At 48.9% G+C, this 18,880-nt stretch carries 15 protein-coding genes; 10 read left to right on the forward strand and 5 right to left on the reverse strand.

The features are described from left to right. Positions 1 to 34 precede the first annotated feature (34 nt). The 3 genes from ACFVU8_RS19250 (at position 35) to ACFVU8_RS19260 (ending at position 4,296) form a co-directional block, all read left to right on the forward strand. Positions 35 to 1,318 carry a murein hydrolase activator EnvC family protein gene (locus tag ACFVU8_RS19250; protein ID WP_379466421.1) on the forward strand — a complete coding sequence of 428 codons (1,284 nt, stop codon included), beginning with the start codon at positions 35 to 37 and terminating at the stop codon, positions 1,316 to 1,318. A gap of 118 nt (positions 1,319 to 1,436) precedes the next feature. After that, positions 1,437 to 2,909, forward strand: a complete 1,473-nt coding sequence (locus ACFVU8_RS19255; protein ID WP_379466420.1) for a S41 family peptidase — start codon at positions 1,437 to 1,439, stop codon at positions 2,907 to 2,909. A 79-nt stretch (positions 2,910 to 2,988) separates the two neighbouring features. After that, entirely contained in the window at positions 2,989 to 4,296 is a 1,308-nt protein-coding gene (locus ACFVU8_RS19260) for a PDZ domain-containing protein (RefSeq protein WP_387429369.1), read from the forward strand. A gap of 575 nt (positions 4,297 to 4,871) precedes the next feature. Here the strand turns inward: ACFVU8_RS19260 and ACFVU8_RS19265 are convergent. Further along, positions 4,872 to 5,525, reverse strand: a complete 654-nt coding sequence (locus ACFVU8_RS19265; protein WP_387429372.1) for a response regulator — start codon at positions 5,523 to 5,525, stop codon at positions 4,872 to 4,874. A 470-nt stretch (positions 5,526 to 5,995) separates the two neighbouring features. Next, the gene (locus ACFVU8_RS19270) at positions 5,996 to 7,147 is read right to left on the reverse strand and encodes a sensor histidine kinase (protein WP_387429374.1); all 1,152 of its coding nucleotides are present in this window, start codon (positions 7,145 to 7,147) and stop codon (positions 5,996 to 5,998) included. A 170-nt stretch (positions 7,148 to 7,317) separates the two neighbouring features. Here ACFVU8_RS19270 and ACFVU8_RS19275 point away from each other — a divergent pair, with 170 nt between their 5' ends. From ACFVU8_RS19275 to ACFVU8_RS19305, 7 genes are all read left to right on the forward strand, one after another. Then, positions 7,318 to 8,253 (forward strand): ABC transporter ATP-binding protein, encoded by a 936-nt coding sequence (locus ACFVU8_RS19275; protein ID WP_387429376.1) that lies wholly within the window; start codon positions 7,318 to 7,320, stop codon positions 8,251 to 8,253. Positions 8,254 to 8,271: 18 nt separating this feature from the next. After that, entirely contained in the window at positions 8,272 to 9,444 is a 1,173-nt protein-coding gene (locus ACFVU8_RS19280) for an ABC transporter permease (RefSeq protein ID WP_387429378.1), read from the forward strand. Then, a complete protein-coding gene (locus ACFVU8_RS19285; RefSeq protein ID WP_387429379.1) occupies positions 9,437 to 10,597 on the forward strand; it encodes an ABC transporter permease in 1,161 nt (386 codons plus the stop codon). The genes ACFVU8_RS19280 and ACFVU8_RS19285 overlap by 8 nt, the downstream gene beginning before the upstream one ends. 180 nt (positions 10,598 to 10,777) lie before the next feature. Then, positions 10,778 to 11,185: a BlaI/MecI/CopY family transcriptional regulator gene (locus ACFVU8_RS19290; protein ID WP_387429382.1), complete on the forward strand. Its 408-nt coding sequence runs from the start codon at positions 10,778 to 10,780 to the stop codon at positions 11,183 to 11,185. Then, a complete protein-coding gene (locus tag ACFVU8_RS19295) occupies positions 11,182 to 13,431 on the forward strand; it encodes a M56 family metallopeptidase (protein WP_387429384.1) in 2,250 nt (749 codons plus the stop codon). Before ACFVU8_RS19290 ends, ACFVU8_RS19295 begins: the two co-directional genes overlap by 4 nt. A 190-nt stretch (positions 13,432 to 13,621) precedes the next feature. Further along, on the forward strand, positions 13,622 to 14,776 hold the full coding sequence (locus tag ACFVU8_RS19300; RefSeq protein ID WP_387429386.1) for a cation:proton antiporter: 1,155 nt from the start codon (positions 13,622 to 13,624) through the stop codon (positions 14,774 to 14,776). A 66-nt stretch (positions 14,777 to 14,842) separates the two neighbouring features. Further along, positions 14,843 to 15,031 (forward strand): hypothetical protein, encoded by a 189-nt coding sequence (locus tag ACFVU8_RS19305; protein ID WP_387429389.1) that lies wholly within the window; start codon positions 14,843 to 14,845, stop codon positions 15,029 to 15,031. 87 nt (positions 15,032 to 15,118) lie between these two features. Here ACFVU8_RS19305 and ACFVU8_RS19310 read toward each other — a convergent pair whose 3' ends face one another. The 3 genes from ACFVU8_RS19310 to ACFVU8_RS19320 form a co-directional block, all read right to left on the reverse strand. Beyond that, positions 15,119 to 16,804, reverse strand: a complete 1,686-nt coding sequence (locus ACFVU8_RS19310) for a methyl-accepting chemotaxis protein (RefSeq protein ID WP_387429391.1) — start codon at positions 16,802 to 16,804, stop codon at positions 15,119 to 15,121. A 269-nt stretch (positions 16,805 to 17,073) separates the two neighbouring features. Continuing rightward, a complete protein-coding gene (locus ACFVU8_RS19315) occupies positions 17,074 to 17,934 on the reverse strand; it encodes a flagellar motor protein MotB (RefSeq protein WP_387429393.1) in 861 nt (286 codons plus the stop codon). Beyond that, positions 17,931 to 18,719, reverse strand: coding sequence for a flagellar motor protein (locus ACFVU8_RS19320; RefSeq protein ID WP_387429396.1), 789 nt, complete (start codon positions 18,717 to 18,719; stop codon positions 17,931 to 17,933). The genes ACFVU8_RS19315 and ACFVU8_RS19320 overlap by 4 nt, the downstream gene beginning before the upstream one ends. Positions 18,720 to 18,880: the final 161 nt, after the last annotated feature.

The raw sequence follows: 18,880 nt of genomic DNA on the forward strand, positions 1-18,880 counted from the left end.
ATTTTGATTTTGGATAAAGGATGGGGAGTGCGAGTTGAAGAAGATTGCTGCCGGGTTAGCCGTATTATTGCTGACTGTCACTATGTTCGGGCCCTCTGAAGGATATGCCAACAAAAAGAGTGTCGCCGAAATCGACAAGCAGCTCAAGAAGCTGCAGCAAGAAGTTAAGGAAGCCAAAGAGCAGCAGGTGAAGGCTGCTTCGCGCAATCAGGAAGCACAGCACTATAAGAACAAGACTAATATGAATTTGCAGTATGTGCTGGGGCAAGTAGATATGGTTAAAGGGAAGATGAAAGATATCTCTGGCAAAATCGCCGATACAGAGAAGTCACTGAATCAGACGGCTGTTCAGTTGGATGATGCGGAAGCGCGTATCGCTTCTCGGGAAAAGGTTCTGGAGTCTCGGGTACGCCTTATGTATACGGACGGAGCCGTATCCTACCTGGATGTGCTGCTCTCGTCTAATAGCTTCACCGACTTCCTGGACCGGGCGGATTCCCTGAAGCTGATCGTGGATCAGGATCAGGATCTTCTGGTGCAGCATAAGGTGGACAAGCAGCTTGTCATCGACAAGAAGCAAGAGCTGGAAGGAAAGTACGCCCAAGCCAAGCAGCTCTACACCGATTTGGAGGAGCAGCGCAGTCTGCTAAAAGAGAAGGAAAAGGATAAACAAGAACTTATCGCTTACTATGACAAGGAAATTCAGGACTCTGATGATATCAGTGAGGAACAGAATACGAAGCTTGTAGAGCTGGCCAGTCAGCGTTCTAACTTGGAGAAGGAAAAGGATAAGCTTAAAGCAGAGGAAGCGGCGAGAAAGGCAGCCGCTGCTAAGGCTGAAGCTGCCCGCAGAGAGGCTGAGGCCAAGAAGAAGGCAGCTAAGGCAGCATCTTCTTCAAGCTCCACAGCTTATGCAGGCGGAGACGGTCCGCTTTTGAGACCTGTAGGTGCAGCGCGAATCTCTTCTCCTTATGGTTACCGAACCCATCCGGTCACAGGAGAAGTAGGGAAGCTGCATACCGGTACGGACTTTGCCGTTTCGCAAGGAACCAGTATCCATGCTGCAGATTCCGGCACAGTGCTGGTAGCGGAATGGTGGAACGGGTACGGCAACTGTGTGATTATTGATCATGGTGGCGGCATGTGGACACTGTATGGCCATATTCGTAACGGCGGGATTAAGGTGAAAGCCGGTGATCACGTGAGTCGTGGTCAGGTCATCGCGGAGTCCGGTTCCACTGGGCGTTCCACGGGCCCCCATCTTCACTTTGAAGTCCGGATCGACGGTAAGCCTGTTAATCCGATGCCGTACCTGTAATTTTCGGACTAATAAATATTAATTGGACATAGGGCATATACTGGAAGGGATACCGTTCTATGCTGAACGGGTAAAACGCAAGGTTCGAGAGAGGGACAAGAAGGGACGGTGGGAACTGATGTTGAAGAAAAGCACAGCGGCGTTTTTAATGATCGCCGCCCTACTGTGCGGCAGCTTGCTGACCCTGAGTGTGACCGGTTATATGCAGATTTCCGGACAAGCTGCAGGGCAAGGTGCAATTTCCTCTGCGCTTAACGGAAGCAGCGGCCTGGATCAGAAGGAAGCCAAGAAGCTGGGTACGGCTCTTGGTTTGATTGAGGGGAATTACTATGAAACTGTAGATCGGAACAAGCTGATCGACGGTGCTGTCAATGGGATGATGGAAGCGCTGGGCGATCCGTATTCCAATTATATGGGTAAAGAAACGGCAGAGAAATTCGAGGAGAGCATCGAAGGCTCATTCTCCGGAATTGGAGCCGAAGTCTCCTCGGAGAATGGCAAGGTTGTCGTTGTGTCTCCGATCAAAGGATCACCTGCTGAGAAAGCGGGCATTCAGGCCAAAGACGTGATTCTTTCCGTCAACGGTGAATCCTTGGAGGGTCTGGAGTTAAATGCAGCTGTTGCTAAAATTCGCGGTCCTAAGGGCAGCAAGGCGACGCTCAAAATTCAGCGTGCCGGCTCCGCAGAGCCGTTGGAGTTTGCCATCACCCGTGATGACGTGAAACTGGAGACCGTCTACGCCAAGCTGGAAAAGGGCGATGTCGGTGTCATCGAGGTGACTCAATTCTCCATGAATACAGCAGAGCGGTTCAAGGAAGAGCTGGACAAGCTGGAGAAGCAGGGCATGAAGGGATTGGTCATCGATGTCCGTAACGATCCTGGTGGTGTACTTCCTGTAGTGATTCAGATGGCGGAGCAGTTCGTTCCGTCAGGTAAAACCATTGTGCAAGTTGAAGATAAGAACAAAAATCGTGAGCTTAGTAAATCCAAAGGATCCAGCAAAGCATATCCGGTTGTTGTTCTAATGAATAAAGGCAGCGCAAGTGCATCGGAAATTCTGGCAGGGGCCTTGCAGCAATCGGCAGGCGCCAAGCTGATCGGGGATAATTCGTTCGGCAAGGGTACGGTGCAGACCAGCTTTGACAAGCAGCTCGGAGACGGCAGTTTGCTGAAGATCACGATTGCCAAATGGCTGACGCCTGACGGCACTTGGATTCACGGCAAAGGCATCAAGCCAGATATTGCAGTGGCTCAGCCCGACTATTTCTCGGTAGCTCCGATCAATAAGAGCGCGACCTTGCAATACAATATGAACAGTGCAGATGTAAAGAGTGCGCAGATTATGCTGGATGGACTAGGCTATAAGCCGGGCCGTAAAGATGGATATTTCGACGCTGCTACCAAAGAAGCGGTGAAGAAATTCCAGAGCACAGCCAAGCTAACGGTCACAGGCATTATCGATGCCAAGACTGCGGAGACCCTGGAAGCGGCATTGATCAAGGCTATCCAGAATCCGGCCAATGATAATCAACGGAATAAGGGAATTGAAGAGATTCAGAAGGAAATCAAGTCAGCATCGTCGAACAAGTAAGAAGGCTGAATTCAGCCTTCTTTTTTTCTTTGATTTTTGAGAAATGTAGTAGCCGGACGAAAAGGAGCGTGACGAACGGTTGAATGTGATGCTGGAACTGTTGGGAAGCTTGGGCAAGGCAGCGCTGAATTTGCTAATCCAGCCCTATTACTATATTGCTCTTATCTTTGTTGCCCTGTATTACCGAAGACAGGTAGCCTTGGAACGGAAACTTATTCATGTAAAGCTGCATAGTCCGGGTCAGGAAATTTGGCGTACAGTCTGGAGTGGCCTGGTTATGGGACTTCTGGTATCTGTTGCTGCTGTCTTACTGGGTGTTTCGATCTCTGGTCCAGCAGTGGCCTGTATTTGGATTGTTACCCTGCTTCTATTGCTGATTCGTGTTCGTTATCTATGTTTTGCCTATGCTATAGGCATACTAGGTGTTATACAATTCGTGTTTTCTTTCTTTCCGAATGCATTCCAGACGGGGACAGTCGGAACTCTAGTTACCGGTCTGCGGGAAATGGACATTCCAGCTTTGCTGGTGCTGGCCGCTTTGCTGCATCTGGCCGAGGCCCTGCTGGCTCGTTGGCAGGGCCCCGGATTGGCTTCGCCGCTCTTCCTGAAAGGCAAGCGTGGCAAGGTCGTCGGTGGCTTTCAGCTGCAGGCCTTCTGGCCGCTGCCGCTGTTCCTGCTGGTTCCTGCCGCTGCCGGAACCGGAGATCTGCCATGGCAGCCGCTGCTGGGCGGCGGGCTAGGCATCGTGTCCCTGCCCGTCATCATCGGCTTTAGCGAGATGACGCACAGCCTGCTGCCGGGGCGCAAAGCTGCCCGTACGGCAGGGCGGCTGCTGATCTACAGCGGCGTCCTGCTAGGCCTCAGCCTGCTGGCCTTCTGGTGGAGCCCGCTGACGCTGCTCGCGGCGCTCGCAGCGGTCCTGCTGCACGAAGGGCTGTCCTGGTACAGCGCTCTGGAAGAGCGCAGCAGCAGTCCCATCTTCGTGCATCCCCCGCACGGCCGCAAAGTGCTGGCCGTGCTGCCGGGCAGCCCCGGGCAGGAGCTGGGCATCCTGCCCGGCGAGGTCTTGCTCAAGGTCAACGGGGTCCTGTTGACCGAAGCCGCGCAGCTGCATGAGGCGCTGCGCAAGAACCCGGCGTTCTGCAAGCTGGAGGTGCAGAACCGGGCAGGCGAGAGCAAGTACCTGCAGACCGCCATCTATGATGGTGATCATCACCAGCTCGGCATCATACTTGCGCCAGAGCCGGATGAGACGACCATCGCGCTGGCGAAGCCAACGAGCATCTTCGGCATCATTAGTCTGCGGGCCAGCCTCAGCCGCAGCAACCGCTCAGCGGCTAATGATCTTAAACGGGCGAAATCCGCTGCCGAGTCCAAAGCGGATTAGGCCTTTGGCGATGCAGTTGGACAATTCATCCACGCCTGCTTCCCTAAAAAAGCTGAATCCAAGGTAGGTAGATGCAGATAATCCTTGGCCGTGTAAGGTGCTCTAGAGCTGTGAAACAGCTAAGTCTTCTGAAGTTAGAACAAGAGACTAATGGGTCCTCCTGTCTATCTTTCACTTTATAGCAGTAGAAGGTCCGAGTTGTGCTTAACAGGAAATTGTCCTGTTAAATAAAGTGAAATGAAATAAAGCGCCGGATTAACAGGATAAACTCCCGTTAATCCGGCGCTTTATTAGGTTTTCATGGCTATGGGGAGGAAATAACAGGATCTTTTCCAGTTATTCTTGCAAAACTATGATTTAACGGGCAGAATAACGGGAGTTTATCCAGTTGTTTCTGCGGGCTAAGTTATTTATCTGTTATGTAGAATGAAGTTAGGATTCTAACCTGGGGTTAGTCATGCAATGGCGGAACGTTGGGGCCTTTTAGTCGCTGCCGCTCGCCATCACGCCTGCCAGCACTAGTCACACTCACCGCTCGTCAGGATTTTAACCAGCCTGTCAGTCAACCTATAACCTCACTCCCGAATGTTCTTCAAATAAAAAATCGCAATCTGCGTGCGGTCGCGAAGGCTGAGCTTACTCAGGATGTCGGTGATGTAGTTCTTGACGGTACCTTCGCTCAGGAATAAGGCACCGGCAATCTCCTTATTGGAGTGACCTTCGGCGATAGAAGCGACGATAGCTTGTTCCGCTTTGGTTAGCCCGTAAGCTTCAAGGCATTGCGCGGGTGTGTTTTCCTGTTGTGCCGCGGGCTTTAGGAAGGTAGTCAGCTTACGGGCAATATCGGGATGGATTAGCATGTTGCCTTCATGTACAGTTTTGATCCCCTGGATAATACGGTCTGGCGGGATGTTCTTGAGCAAGTATCCCTGCGCTCCGTTCCGAAGGGCCTCGATAATATATTCATCATCGTCGAAGGTAGTCAGCATCAACACCGAAATCTGTGGATAGTTTGCTTTTATCAGCCGTGTGCCTTCAACGCCTCCGCAACCGGGCATGCGAATATCCATTAGCACCACGTCTGCCGCTAAGCCCCCCGACAGCAGAGCCAGTGCCTCATTGCCGTCTCCAGCTGTTCCAGCTACCTCAATATTGCCGTCCATACCCAAAAGCACCTTCAGACTTTCACGGATAAACGAATCGTCGTCAACAATGAGAACTTTGATCATAATGTTCAGCAGGTCTCCTTTAATCTGATTTTTGGCTAAAAGCCGTACTTGCCGCCAGATAGCTTTAAAATGTACTGGAATTCACGCATAAAACCTAGAAACAGCGTATGCTTTCTATAATTGCTTTCTTGGGGAAAGAGCGTTTATCTATCGCAAAATGAGTTCTTACTTCTTACTTCTTACTTCGCCAAGCAACGGACTCCAGAGACTTTATTGCCTATCGATTCAACTACGCAGGAAGATAACGGACCCCAGAGCTCCTAAGGGCAGAAATCCTGTTCAAAATCCGCTGTTTAGGAGGAAATAACGTCATCTGAGTCCACTACATGTTCCAGGAGCAGCTTGATGCGCAAATAAAGACGTTACGGTCCGTTAGCTCCCCTGAGTGAGCTTCAACCTGCTAAACCGGGTGTTATGAAGAAGTTGTTTTGGCAAGCTCTGATTACGATGTTGAGCCTCAACTTATATAGCTAGAGTATTTCAGACTGTTTATATACTGGAAGTCGAGTGATTAGGGTGAACTCCGGTTCCAGCCGCAGCTCCAAGGTACCGCCGACCAGGGAGGTCCGTTCCTCCATGCCTTTTAGTCCCATCCCTCCTCGATTCAGTAATCGGTTCTTATCAAGGGGAAGCAAGCCATTGTTGCTAATCTCCATGGTTACCTCGATGGTTGAATAGCCAAGTCTGATGGAAATCGCTGTGGCCTTACCATGTCGCAGCCCATTAGTGATGGCTTCGCGCGCATTTTTATAAAGCACGACTTGCAGGCTTGGGTAGAGCTGGAACGGCATGCCTTCCACCTTGTAGGAGGTGACTATTCCGGTATCGCGGCCCGTCTCCTCCAGCAGTCTGTCCAGTGCGTAAGCACCTTCGAGCTGAGGCGCGTAGTTAATACGCCTAACAGCTGCGCGCATATCATCCATGCTGGCTGCGAGCTGGTCGCGAATCTGAACCATGAGGGCCATTCCAGTGTCAGGGGAAGAAGGGAGCGTATGAATGGCTGCTTCCATCATCATTTTCACCCGAATCAGCCGATGTCCAATATCATCATGCAATTGGCGGGCGATCCGAACTCGTTCTTCGGATTGGGCGGTATTCTCGACTTGGGCTGCGAATTGCTGAAGCCGGGTTCGGGCCTCATCCAGCTCGAAATGCCGTTTGCGCAGCTCATCATAGAGAAACAGCGTTTCGGCCTGCCCATGCTTGGCCCGGTGCAATAGTACCATGAGACAAGCAGCCAGCAGGAAGGCGAGATTGATGGAAGCGATCGCAAGCTGTGAGCTAGAATGAAAGGCGGTGTTAAGTGAGATCAAATGCACAGTAGTAAAGACCACCGGCACCAGCCGCGGCTTAAGCTGTGAGTAGAGCAGTAGGGAAGATATAGCGGGAAAGATCATCAATGGGCCATATTGAATACACAGCCAGGCTGTGAATAACATCTCAATGCCACTGAGCAATGCCCTAAAGGCTAGAGGCAGTTGTCCTTCCATCACGACCAGCAGCAAAAGAATCAGCAGGTGCAAAGTGAACAACTCGTAATCGGCATATTCCTGAATATGCATCGTTATCAGCGCAGGGATCACAATAAGTCCATAACGCAGCAATGTCAGCTCTCGGTTCACAGCGGTGCCTTCCTTTTGTTCATTTTATATTACTTAGCATAGCATACAGACTGTGAATTTCAGGAGATGACTTTAGTCACCTTCATAAAGTGACCTTCTGTACCTTAACTTCTATGCTTCCCGCGATACAATAAAGACATAACAGTTTGAATTGACAGGAGAGATGATGCATGGCACTTGCGGTACTGACCGATGTAGTGAAACGATATGACGGCAAATTGACAGTGGACCACTTGAACGTCAGCATTCAGGAGGGGGAAATCTTCGGCTTGCTAGGCCCGAACGGTGCAGGAAAAAGCACAACCATCAGCATGCTCTGCGGCCTCTTATCCATGGATGGCGGTAGCATCGAGGTAGACGGGATTTCGGTAGCGGCGAATCCCCTTGAGGTGAAACGCAGAATCGGGCTAGTGCCGCAGGATCTTGCGCTCTATGAGGTTATGACGGCAGCGGAGAATGTGACGTTCTTCGGTAAACTATACGGATTGCGTGGCAAGTTGTTGAAAGAACGTGTGGAAGAGGCACTGGCTTTTACCGGGCTTAGTGATCGGGCGAAGGATAAGCCGTCTTCTTTTTCCGGGGGGATGAAGCGCAGATTGAATATTGCTTGTGCCATTATGCATCGTCCGCGCCTAATTATTATGGATGAACCAACCGTGGGGATTGATCCACAGTCACGCAATCATATTCTGGAATCGGTCAAGAAACTGAACCAACTTGGTTCTACGGTGATTTATACCAGTCATTACATGGAGGAGGTCGCTGCTATTTGTGATCGGGTAGCGATCATGGATAAAGGCCATATCATCGCCTGCGGTACGGAGAAGGAGCTGCGGGAGCGGGTGGCTCGTGAAGAAAAAATCGTGATCAAAGCAAGCAATATTAACCCTGGGCTGATTCAGGAGCTTGGTCTGCATCCTCGGATCAACCGGGTAGAGGTTAGGGAGGATGTTGTGGAGATTTATCTGCCTTCTTCTCAGGGGGAGCTTCAGGATATCTTGTTTATTTTCGCCAAACACGAAGGAATTATCGCTTCTCTGCATGTCGACGAGCCTAATCTAGAGACACTGTTCCTGAGTTTGACCGGACGGTCACTGCGGGATTAATGGAGGTGGGATAAAAGAATGAATACATGGACCATTATGACCTACGAGCTTCGCCGACTGTTCCGTTCGAGAGCGCTTCTGCTGAATCAGTTCTTGCTGCCCCTTCTGCTGATCTTTCTGCTCGGTACCTCATTGTCGGGGGTAGTAGGCAGTCAAAGTAAACAGACCATCCACTCCGTTCGGGTTGGTGTAGTGAATCTACCGACCAAGAACACGGCAAAATCGGCACTTGTGGCGGATTTTCTGTCAACACCTGAGCTGCAAGATATCATCATTCCTATATCGTTGCCAAGCCGGGAGGCGGCAGAGAGCGGGCTCCGAGCGGGGAAATATGGATATGCCGTCATAGTACCCCCAGGTTTTGACCAGAAGGTACAGAACGGGGAGCAGGCTCAGCTGGAGTTTATCCTTGGCAAAGATCATACCAACAACCTGGTGGCCGGTACGGTGTTCGATAACTTCGTCGACCATATCAATGATATTCAGGCGGCTGCAACGATTTTGGGTCCAGAAAGTCTTGCAGCGTTTGCCCCTTCGAATGAGAATACTCCGTCCCCTTTGAAGTTAGGAGAGCTTGGGGAGGACGGGGGCTCGTACAGCGCCACCCAGTTCTATGCGGTATCGATGCTTTTAATGTTCCTGCTCTATTGCGGCCTGACCGTTAATATTTCGTTGTTCAATGAAAAGGAAGAACATACATTGTTTCGCTTGAATTCCATGCCCGTCAAAGGCTCCCAGCTATTCATTGGAAAAATGCTTGGTGTGGGTACGGTCTCTATCGTGCAATGTTCGGCTATTATTCTGCTATCGCATTGGCTGTATGGCGTGTATTGGGGTAACCGTCCAGTTCTGCTGATACTTTTCTGTCTGTTGATGATTATTGCGTCCATGACGCTATCTATCGTAGTGTCCATGTTTTTCAAAAGCGGAGCAAGTGCCCGCAGTGTGATTACTGTGCTCACCGTCTGCATGACATTTCTGAGCGGAGGGATGGCTCCCCTCCCCGAATCCTGGGTCAACTCAGTGGGGGCGTTCACGATTAACCATTGGATGATGCAGGCGATCCTCGGAATGATGCTGCATGTAGATGTATCCAGGATCATGCCTAATCTGTTGGCCATGGCGCTGATCTGTGTTGTCCTGTTTGGCGCAGCCCTCATCTCATACCGGAAGGTGGGATACCATGCGTAACATCATGACCATTGCCTGGAATATGGCAAAACGAACCATTGGTTCCCGTTCCGGTTTGCTCATCTATATTATTTTGCCTTGTATTGTGGTGTCGGTAATTATAACGACCACAGGCAGCTCAGGCGAGGAACCTGCTATTGTGCTGTATACCAACCTGGATAGCGGCGCAGGTGGACGGCATGTCATTGCGGAGCTTGCTGCTACCGGTGATTACAAGCTCGTCCAGACTTCTGGTGAAGCGGAGCTAAAGGCCAAGATTACGGATCAAAAAGGAACGGCTGGCGTATTCATTCCACCTGGTTATACAGAGGACCTGCTTGCCGGGAAGAAGCCACAGATCAGCTTCTACGAGTTGAAAATCTCGGAGACCTCGATTATGCTACAGCGCAAATCTGGCGAAATTGCCGGGCGGATGGGCCATACAGCTGAGGCAGTGCGGACGGCTAGCGCAGCCGGGGGCAATACTGAATCTAAGTTCTCAGCAGTATTGCAGCAGGCTGAACAGCATAAGGTCGGAAGTAAGCGTACCGATTATAATCTGTATCCCCGAGCGGAGCAGACTAGTGTCACCGGGTTTACATTGTTGTTCCTGATGGGACTTGTGACCAGTTCCGTCTCTATCATTGTCAAAGACCGCAGGGACAGAACCATGATGAGAATGTTTAGTGCTCCTGTTCATGCTTACGAGATCGCTATAGGCAACTTCCTGGGTAGTTTTCTTGTCGGGTTAATTCAGATTATCACATTACTTACGTTGACTCGTGGAATTCTTGGATATGATTTCGGGGTTCCGCTATATCTCTACTTCCTGGTGCTGGCCGCTTTTATGCTGGTATCCATGGGGATTGCCAGCACCATCACAGGGCTAGTCCGCAACCAGAACAACACCGGTATGCTGAACGCACTCATTCTAACGCCAACCTGCATGTTAGGCGGCTGCTTCTGGCCGATCTCCATCATGCCGGATTACATGCAGAAAATTGCCAACTTTGTTCCGCAAAAATGGGCAATGCAGGCGGTTGATGTCGCCGCAACCGGAGGTGGCTGGTCCGAACTGTGGTTGCCGTTCGCCATTTTGGGCCTCATGGCAGCTATATTGCTAGCGATTGGATCAGCGACGCTCCGCCCTAATGAGGCGGGAAGCGGAGCATAGGCTGACAACTCTAAAACGATAGTTAATATACCGTTCCTCCCGAGAGATAACTTTTGGAGGAGCGGTTTTTTATTTTGAAGAAACAGGAAATTAGGGTTTGACTTTCTAAATCTACAAATGTAATATTATCCCTGAGATTAGAATTACACTTGTAGATATAAAACGGAGGAGGCAACACCTATGACCCCTGTGCCCAAAATATCCGAATCAGAGTGGGAGATTATGAAGATCATTTGGAGTGATCATCCCATCACAGCTGAACATATTGCCGCTACGCTGCCTCATGACATCCAGTGGAGTGAACAGACCGTGCGTACGTTTATCACAAGGCTGCTAAAGAAGAAAGCCATTGGCTATAACAAAGAAGGTAGAACCTACCATTACTATCCCTTAGTTTCGGAGAAGGAATGCGTGAAGGCAGAAAGCCAATCCTTTTTGCAACGGGTATTTGGCGGAGCTGCAGATCTGATGGTGACGAATTTTCTGGAAGAGGCCGTATTGTCCGAGCAGGAGATTGAAGAGCTGCAACGGATTCTGACCGAGAAAAAAGACCGTAAAGGGAACAACTCACCCGGTGAGCAAAGATGAATGTATTCTATGCGGGATTTGCTGCTTTTCTCGAATCCACTCTCGCAGCTAGTGTTGTGATTCTTGTGGTACTGGTTCTTCGCAGGGTGTTCCGGCAAACGCTGGCCCCGCGCATTCGGCATTGGCTATGGCTGTTGGTTATTATTCGGTTGCTGCTGCCGGTATTCCCGGAAAGCCCGGTTAGTATTTTCAAGGTGGTGGACTATGGCCGTTACGTCAAGGAGACGCTACTACATTCTGCAGAGCAGATTGGGCAACGCCACACTATGGGGGATGGACAGTTGTCTTTACCTTTGCCGGAAGAGGGAGTGCTAAATCAGCCGAGTGCTGCCTCACAGGAACAACAGGGAATTTATCAAGGTGTTGGAAATGACGAGAACGCTGTTACTAAACAATTTTCAACGCTGATGAAGGTTATGGCGATCGTGTGGTCCTCGGGCACCCTCATCCTCTTAATCCATCTTGCGGTGTTCGCAAGACGTATGGACCGTCGGAGACAGCAGTTGATCCAGGTGACTGAGCCCCATATTCTGAATCTTCTTGATGAAGTAAGAGAGGTATTCAAGATATCCCGGCCCCTACCGCTCTATACGGGTACTTCTTTGGCAAGTCCCTATATTTCTGGTCTGCTGAAGCCGTGGATCTTTATTCCTCAGTCGTTGCTTCGGGAGATGGATTCAGCACAGTTATCCCATATTCTAGCGCATGAGTTGGCACACTATAAGCGTAAGGATATGCTGTGGAACCTGCTCGGGGGTATTGCCGCCGCGATTCATTGGCTCAATCCGCTGATCTGGCTTAGCATGAAGGCGATCAAGGCTGACAGAGAGCTGGCTTGTGACGCCTATGTACTGGAGACAATGGGCGAAGAGGAAGCTCCAGCCTACGGAATGACGATGGTTGCTTTTATGAAGCGTTACTCCGCTACAGGGCGTCCACCGACATTGCTCTATTACTCGAACTCCCGTCGCCGGCAAGAACTTGTCAGGAGGATCTCCATGATTAGCTCATTTAAAAAAGGGTCCTATAAAATCTCTATGACTGCCCTCTTATTCATCGTAATTCTTGGCGCAGTTACACTTACCAATGCTTCAGGAAGCGCAGTCCCTGTGGGAATTAACGATCCGAAGATCGTTAGTAATGATATACTTCCGGCTCAAGGCAGCCGGCAGTATAACCGATTGGACAGAGCGGTGAAGAAAGCGGGATTTGCCTTTGAGGCGCCGGCTGTGCTCCCTATGGGTTATGGACTGAAGATGGCGCATCTCTCAGCAGCGGGTGCCAATAAAGGCACGGATCTTATGAATAGTGCTACCCTGACTTTTGAGGCCGGAAGTGGGAAATACAGGACAGGGCAAATTATCCTGGAGGCTTTAAAACAAGTGCCAAGCGAGGGGATATATACTCTTGAGGACATGGCAGAGAAGGTGAAGCAACGAATTAATGTTATTCGTGAAAATAAAGCTCAAATACAAGAACAGCAAATTGTAATTGGTGATTTAAATATTCTCCAGATCCATGCCACTGAGGATAATCGCTTGAAAGATATCTACTATTTGTGGGAGCGTAATGAAATCGGTTATAAGCTGAACCTTGGTGGTGCTTCGCTAACCGAAGAACAGTCAGAATCATTAATAGCTTCCATGAATCTTCCTGATGAACGGATGAAAAATACTTACGTCAATAAAGATCTGCTGATTGTTGATATCCTTGACGTGGAAGACCTGGAGCTGGCAGCTTCGTCCATAGGTTTTACACCTAAGTTTCCCTTGAAAGTATTGAACTATGAACTTGAACGTGCCAATGAGACCAGCAAAATCAACTTTAGTTATCCCGAGAATGAACAAGACGAGTTGTCACGAGTGCTCTATAACAGATATGTTGATGAAACATCAAGTGACAACGAGCATTTGGCACGTTTCACTTTTGCACAGATCAAGGATGATGGACTGTATGCAAAGATAAAGAATGATGGGCAAGCGCTGTTTGGGCGAATCGATCGTGGCCAGGTTCAGGTACCGGTAACACCGGTCATTGTAGGGGGGCAAGAAGTATTGCAGACAGCTCCCTATAAAGTTGACGGAGAACTAAGCGCACCACACGAGCCTGATTTTATCAGCTACTTCTGGCTGGAGCAGGGAGTATGCTATCAGGCAGTATTCAGCAACGCGCAGGTACAGAATGAACAGGACATTGTGGCTGCATTGATCCGGTCCCGACCAGTGGATCTTGAAGAGCTAAGATAATAACGCACAGTCACTAAGGGAAGACAACGACAACGGCGTAAACTCATGTTATAATTAATGTACATGTATTTAATTGCATATTTTATTGCTATTAGGAGGAGCCTGTCACCAAGGGCTCCTCTTTGTCTTTTTTAGGACATCATTATCTCATAGGAGGGGCCCGGACAGAGAAAAAGGAGTGGGAGAAACCATGCAATTTATTCTTTATCTGATGTTGATTTTGTTATTTACCAAGTTGGCCGGAGATTTATCTGTAAGACTGGGGCAACCGGCAGTACTCGGCAAGCTGATAATCGGAATTGTACTGGGACCTGCAGTGCTGGGTTGGGTGCAGGATGGGGAATTTATTCATTACATGTCGGAGATCGGCGTGCTGTTGCTGATGTTCATAGCCGGTCTGGAGACGGATCTGGAGCAGCTCCGCAAGAACTGGAAATCGGCCTTTGCTGTGGCAGTGGGTGGGATCATATTACCCTTTGCAGGTGGCTTTGCTATAGGAGAATGGTTCGGTTTTGCTGACCATAATGCCTTGTTTATGGGAGTCATTTTGAGTGCCACCTCTGTGAGCATCTCTGTTCAGGTTTTGAAGGACATGAACAAGTTGAATTCGGGCGAAGGTTCGACGATACTTGGCGCTGCCGTAGTGGATGATATTCTGGTAGTGATTTTACTGGCCGTGTTGATGAGCTTTTTCGGTACAGGGACGGAAGTGTCTATCGGACTTCTAATTGGTAAAAAGGTACTGTTTTTTGCCGTCGCAATCATCGCGGGTGCCTTCCTGGTCCCAAGGCTAATGAAATGGCTTGCTCCACTTAGAGTTACTGAGGCTACGATTACTGCAGCGCTCGTGATCTGCTTTGGTTATGCGTACTTTGCTGAATTGCTCGGGATGGCCGGGATTATCGGCGCTTTTGCTGCTGGTATTGCTATTGCCCAGACCTCATTCAAACATACGGTAGAGACCAAGATTGAGCCCATTGCATATTCAATTTTTGTACCGGTGTTTTTTGTGAGTATCGGATTGAACGTAACCTTTGCTGGTGTAGGAGGACAGATTGGTTTTGTCGTGCTGCTTACTGTTGTCGCTATTCTGACCAAAATGCTGGGCGGAGGCCTTGGGGCACGTTTGACCGGATTTAACACCCGTTCCTCGGCAATTATCGGCGCAGGTATGATTTCAAGGGGTGAAGTTGCCTTGATTATAGCGGCTACTGGACTACAAAGTGGGCTGCTGCATCCAGAGTATTTCACATCCGTAATTATTGTAGTGATTGTGACAACCCTTGTCACTCCACCGCTACTGAAATACATGTTCCGTGAGCCCGAGAAGGTGACAGGTGAGTAAACGTAACTGTGAATAATTTCATATAAATGTTATAATTAAGAAAACTTTGCAAAAGGAGCTGACGTTATGTCCGATAATCACAACATACCGCTGCAGTCTCCACCAATGGACCCTTATGGAGCCAAAGCGAATTTTGATGTCAACGAAAAGAAATTGCATCTTGAGGGTCCTCCAGGGTTCATAAGACAAGTGACGAACCTGCTAATTCTGGCGGGAATTATCGCGTTTATTGTTGTTTTAGTGAGAGTTTTTTGATGAAATCATTAATTTAATTTGAAGAGCGAACGGGTGTATGCCCGTTCGCTCTTTGTTGTTACAACATTTTTAATTGCGATAACGTGCCTAAACCTTGAATCTGTCGATTTGACTATGTAACCGTTCAGCCATTTGGGATAGAGATGAAGCAGAGGAGAAGATTTCTTCCATAGAGGCCAGTTGCTCCTCTGTTGAAGTGGAGATCTCTTGAATGCCTGATGCGGATTCATGAGCGATCGTAGATATAAATTCCATTAAACCGTTGACTTGTTCTGAACTTGCAGACATCTCTTCTGCAGCAGCAGCAACCTCTTGAATTTGAGACAATACTCTTTGTACCGACTGATCGATATGTTCAAATGATGTGCCTGCCATATGTACCACAAGAATGCCTTCATCCACTCCCTGTATGCTGGCTTCCATAGATTGTGCCGCGTCCTGTGTTTCCTGTTGTATAGTTGATATTAGTTCGGCAATCTGGCGTGAAGAATGGGAAGACTGTTCAGCTAGATTTCGAATTTGACTTGCTACTACTGCAAATCCTCTGCCCTGTTCTCCTGCCCGTGCAGCTTCAATTGAAGCGTTTAATGCCAGCAAGTTTGTTTGTGCGGCGATGTCGGTAATTATTTTAACAATTTCCCCAATGCCCTGGGATCTCGTCTCCAACCCATGAATCACGTTCGATAGATTTTTGATGGTTTGGTGGATGGAGCTCATTTGATCCATAACCCGTTGAATGACCTGGCTGCCTTCAAACGATTTTTCTGCGGCTTCAGAGGCGGAGGAGGAGACATTTTGTGCATTGGCAGCAATATGTTGTGCGCCTGAGGACATTTCATTGACGGCTAACACACTTTCTCGTACGCTATGAGTCTGTTTGTTTGATCCGGTGGCCACTTCTTCTATAAAGGTAGCAATTTGTTCTGTCGCTACGTTGGTCTGTTGAGCGCTTGCCGTCAATTCTTCCGAAGCCGCCGCCAAATGCTCAGCGCTTGTAGTGGTTTGGGCAATCAGTTCCCGAAGATTGGTCACCATTTGGTTGAAGGATTTGGCTAAATCACCGACCTCATCCCGGTTCTTCGTCTCGATGGCTTTAAGAGTCAAGTTACCCGAAGCGATTTCTTTGGCAGCGTTAGCTATAGAAACGATGGGTTTGGAAATGATTCTGGAGATAAAGATTCCGACAAGAATAGCCAGAAGGAAGGCTGCGATACTAATAATCATAATTGCTCTTTTGATTGAGGCAACCATCGCTGAATTGTTTTGAGATCCCTCATCAACCAGCTTCTGCTGTCTGTCAGCGATAGTGTTTGCAAGCTCCTGCATATCCCGACCAATCTGAAGTACATCAGCAGAGGATTTTATTCCAGCTTCTTTATTTGAGTCTATTAATGCAGCAACCTTGGTAGCATCTGCGTTGAATTGTTGATTCAGTTCCTGCAATTTTTTGATGTCGTTTTTATCGATATCCCGCCGTACCATACTTAAAGTGGCGGTCGCTAGTTCTGACATTTTCCCATTCACATCATGCAGCTTATCAAGCTGCTCTTTGTCCTGGTTAAGCATATAATCGCGTAAACTGCTCATTTGCTGTATAGAGTCTGCTCGGATATCTTTGGAATTAGCTAAAATCTTCTCTCGCCTGCTAACCAGATCGGTGTACGATTCATCAATCTCCTGTAAATAGTAAAAAGATATGAAACTGATAAATCCTAAAAAAATTGCAATAATTAAAAAACCAGTTAATATTTTGTTGCTGATACTAAACTTCATAAGTCATCCCCTTTTGAAATCAACTATTCTTCACAATTCGACAATAACACGATTTTCCATTCTTGAAAAGTCGATTTATTAGGTTGTTATCGGAAATTATGAATGAGTTTAGATAGGGGTGATAATTCGCATTAGTGAAAAATTAGATCTTTATGCTCATAAAAATAGATGGGATTGCTAATTAAGTATGAGAAAAGCTCCCGGCCGTTTAATAGGCGGCGCGGGAGCTTTTCTTACTTTCGTATATATACTATACCTGCATAAGTTTGTTATTTGCCCTGAAGCTGGCGCAGCACGATAATCTCTACGCGGCGGTTCTTCTGCCGTCCGGCTTCGGTAGAATTGTCGGACGCCGGGCGCGTATCGCCATAACCCGCGTACTGGAATGTACTTGGCTTCAGCCCTTCTTTGTCCACAAAGTAACGCAGGACAGAAAGGGCCCGGGCCCCGGACAACTCCCAGTTGTCGCTATAACGGGATAGCTTAGAGAGTGGCATGTTGTCGGTGTGGCCTTCAATGCTTATAGTAGCACCGATTCCGTGGAACAGACCTGACAGCTGCTTCAACGCAGGAAGGGCAGGGTCTTTAAGCGCCGCGTTGCCAGGATCGAATAGAAAACGGTCACTGAGTGTGATCGCGATGCCTTGCGGCTTATCAGCTACAAAGATCTGGTCGCCCAGATTATTGTCCTTTACATATTTGGTGATCACGCCCATCAGTTCGGCAAGCCGGGCTTCCTGCTCGCGAAAAGCCAGCTCTCGATCTGAAGGTTTCAAGTTGTCCGACTTCGTTGGGGAAGGTCCTTCGCTGGACTCGGCTCCGCCTGCGTCCTGCCCTTTTCCCGGTGCCGGACTACCTGGTTGCGACTGCCGGCCTGGGCTGGTGCCGTTTAATCCTTTTTGCCCATCCAGAAGACCGTTGCCTCCGCCTGGTAAGGCGCTCCCGTTCTTGAAGGTTTGGGATAACGAGCCAGTGACGACATTATACTTCTCCGTGTCCAGGCTGCTCATTGCATAAAGAACAACGAAAAAAATAAGCAGTAGCGTAATAAGGTCTGCGTAAGTGATCATCCAGCGGTCACGGCTGTCCTGTTCGGTTCCTCTCTGTTTTCGGCGATTTCGCTGTCTCATGAATGGCCTCTTGAGCGGATAGACTCAGCGGGAGCTGGAGCCAAATCATTAATGAAAGAATTCATCTTCTTGCGCACCAGTTGCTGATGTTCCCCGTTACGAAGTGCGAGGATACCGACGAGCAGCATTTCCATAACATGCAGTTGCTCCTGGCTGCGGGATTTGATTTTGGACGCAATGGGTAAAAAAATAAGATTGGCGCTGGCAACCCCATACAGCGTTGCCGTAAAGGCGACCGCGATGGAGGGACCTAGGCTTGAAGGATCAGTTAGACTTCCTAGTACGTGAATCAAACCCATCACCGTACCGATGATGCCCATAGTAGGCGCATAGCCTCCGGCTGCCTCAAAAATCTTGGCATAGCTTTCATGTTTGGCTTCCAGAGCGTCCATCTCCAGCTCCAGGATTTGCCGGACCTGCTCAGGGTCGGTACCGTCGATCATGAGTTGCAGGCCTTCGCGGGTGAAGGGGTCAGGATGCTCCTCTGCCCTTTTCTCCAGAGCAAGAACCCCGTTGCGCCGCGTAATCGCTGCCATTGCAATGATTTCTTCGGCTTTTTCTTCAGTGTTTCCGGCGTTTTTGCCAAAAGCCAGCGACAGCGCAGCAGGAAGGGTGCGCAATCTGGATGCCGGAAAGCTGATCAGTATAGCTGCAAGCGTTCCTCCAAACACAATGAGGGCGGCATTCGGCTGTAGCAGGCCGCTGAGGCTTCCGCCTTCCCAGAAGAAGCCGCCGATCATGGCCGCGAGTCCGGCCACAATACCGATTATTGATGTAATATCCATGCTGCATGCTCCTTAAATTTCTATATATTATGGTTTGCAACGTTACCGTCAACACTGTATAATGAACGGGAACAAGTATTCTTATCTTCCAAATTTTATCACCATCGTATGAAGAGCTTATTTTCAGATAACAATAATATATTAATATATTTTAGTCGATA

Origin of the sequence: Paenibacillus sp. NPDC058177, from assembly GCF_042883835.1 — a bacterium.
Taxonomy (GTDB): domain Bacteria; phylum Bacillota; class Bacilli; order Paenibacillales; family Paenibacillaceae; genus Paenibacillus_AQ; species Paenibacillus_AQ agri.